This is a genomic window from Streptomyces sp. CO7 (assembly GCF_053474865.1).
The window spans coordinates 72,517-74,688 of record NZ_JBRIOU010000012.1; the positions used below are offsets into that span (position 1 = coordinate 72,517).

Annotated in this window: 3 protein-coding genes; 2 read left to right on the top strand and 1 reads right to left on the bottom strand. The window is 77.2% G+C overall.

Annotated features, from left to right (window positions below):
* Positions 1-31 precede the first annotated feature (31 nt).
* Positions 32-580, bottom strand: coding sequence for a hypothetical protein (locus ACOV8S_RS29955; protein WP_448321617.1), 549 nt, complete (start codon positions 578-580; stop codon positions 32-34).
* Positions 581-801: 221 nt separating this feature from the next.
* On the opposite strand from ACOV8S_RS29955, the gene ACOV8S_RS29960 reads away from it, so the two are divergent.
* Positions 802-1,260, top strand: a complete 459-nt coding sequence (locus ACOV8S_RS29960) for a VOC family protein (RefSeq protein WP_448321618.1) — start codon at positions 802-804, stop codon at positions 1,258-1,260.
* 84 nt (positions 1,261-1,344) lie between these two features.
* Positions 1,345-2,106, top strand: coding sequence for a ZIP family metal transporter (locus ACOV8S_RS29965; protein WP_448321619.1), 762 nt, complete (start codon positions 1,345-1,347; stop codon positions 2,104-2,106).
* The last annotated feature ends 66 nt before the right edge of the window (positions 2,107-2,172 follow it).

The following is a 2,172-nucleotide window of genomic DNA, read 5'->3' on the forward strand; positions in this document are numbered from 1 at the left end:
CTCCCGCACCCCGCCGATGCGCGGACGGGTGTCAGCGCCCGTACGCCCGGTGGCAGAGGGACACGACGTCCGAGGAGGCCACCCCGCGGGCCTGCCGACACCACTCGCCCATCCGGAAACCGCCCCGGCCGCCGGCCCCGTGGCCGCCGTGCCGCCGGGGCCGGGGCGGTGCGGGACGCACCCTGGCCCGCGGCTGCTCCGCCCTCGCCCGAGGCCGCCCGTGGGCGTGCCGCCGCGCTCCCGGCGCCCCGGACCGGATCTCGGTACCGGACGGGTTCTGGGCCCGGGGCCGCCCGGCGTCGGGTTCGCCCCGCCCCTGCGTCCGCACCCGCGTCCCCTCGCCGGCGCGGCTCCGTCCGCCTGCCTTCTCCTGGTCCTTCTTCGCACGGCGCTTGCGCTCGCCGCTCTCGACCAGCTCGCCCCCGTCCCGACGTGGCGTGGTCTGCTCGACCGCCGGCCGGCTGACGGCGGCGGTGGCGGCGTCCCGCGGCGGGCGGGCCGCGTTCGGCGTCACGGCGACGCAGCCGGTGACCAGGAAGGGGGCGAGGAGTGCGAGGGCCAGCTGCCGGGTTCGGATCACGCTGTCACCTTGCTCCGTTCGGCCCAGTGCGCGCGCCGCACCACGCGGCGGGGTCACCGACACGGGTGACACGGAGCCGGGCGGCGAGTGACGCGGTGCCAGGTCCCGGTGACGCGGGGCCGGGCCACGGTGACGCGGCCCAGGTGACGGTGAGGCATGGTCAGGTGACGGTGACGCGGGGCCGGGTGCCGAGCCCTTCCCCCGTGCGTTAGCCTCCCGCCGTGTCCCGACTTCCCGCGCGTCTGTCCGTGCTGACCCTCGGCGCCCGCGACCTGCCGGCGCTCCGGCGTTTCTACCGCGCCCTCGGCTGGGAGGAGGCGCCCGGGAGCGACGACGCCTGGTCGGGCTTCCTGCTGGGCGGCGTGCTGCTCGCCCTGTACCCGCTCGACGACCTGGCCGCCGAGGCGGCCCCCGGCGTGCCGCCCCCGGCGCCGGGCTGGTCGGGCGTGACGCTCGCCTGCAACCTGGACCGCCGCGAGGACGTGGACACCGCGTTCCGCGCCGCCCTGGACGCCGGGGCGCTGCCGGTCGCGGAGCCGGCGGACCGGGCGTGGGGCGGCCGCTCCGCCTACGTCGCGGACCCGGAGGGCAACCGCTGGGAGCTCGCCTGGGCCCGCACCGCACGGTTCGACGCCCGGGGCGCCCTGATCGGGTTCGGGGAGGCGGACGCGGGTCCGTGACCGTGCGCACGGTGACTCCACCGGGCGCGTGAAAGCCGTCGGCCGGGCGGGCTCGTCCGCGGGCCCCCGGGTAGGAGGTGCCGTATGGCTGAAGTGGTACAGGCGGGGCTCTGGGGGTTCGTGGCCGGATCGGCGCTGCTGCTGGGGGCGGTGGTCGGCTTCGGGGTGCGGGTGCCGGCGAAGGTGATCGCCACGGTGATGGCCTTCGGCGCCGGCGTGCTGCTCTCCGCGGTCTCCTTCGAGCTGGTGGGCGAGGCGTACGACCAGGCGGGGCTGGCTCCCGCGGCCCTCGGGACGCTGATCGGCGCGGTGGCGTACACCCTGGGCAACGTCTGGCTGGCCCGCCGGGGAGCGCGGCACCGGAAGCGGTCGGGTCGTCACGCGGCGCACCGGCAGCCCTCCGAGGACGAGCAGGGCGGCTCCGGCACCGCGTTGGCGCTGGGCGCGCTGCTGGACGGGGTGCCGGAGTCCGCGGTGATCGGCGTCAGCCTGCTGGACGGCGGCGCGGTCAGCCTGGTCACGGTGGTCGCGGTGTTCATCAGCAACGTGCCGGAGGGGCTGTCGAGTTCGGCGGGCATGCGCAAGGCCGGCCGGAGCAAGGGGTTCGTGTTCGGCGTGTGGGGCGCGATCGCGGCGGCCAGCACGGTGTCGGCGGTGCTCGGTTACACGGTGGTGGGCGAGTTCTCCCCTTCGGTGATCGCGGCGGTGACGGCGCTGGCCGCCGGGGCGATCCTCGCGATGGTCGCGGACACGATGATTCCGGAGGCCTTCGAGGACGCGCACCTCGCCATCGGCCTGGTGACGGTGTGCGGGTTCCTGGTCTCCTTCGGCCTCTCGCACGCCTGAGGATCGCCGCGACAGCCGTTGGGTCCGCCGGGGCCGGGGCGGCCGGGGCAGCCGGGGGCGACGGCC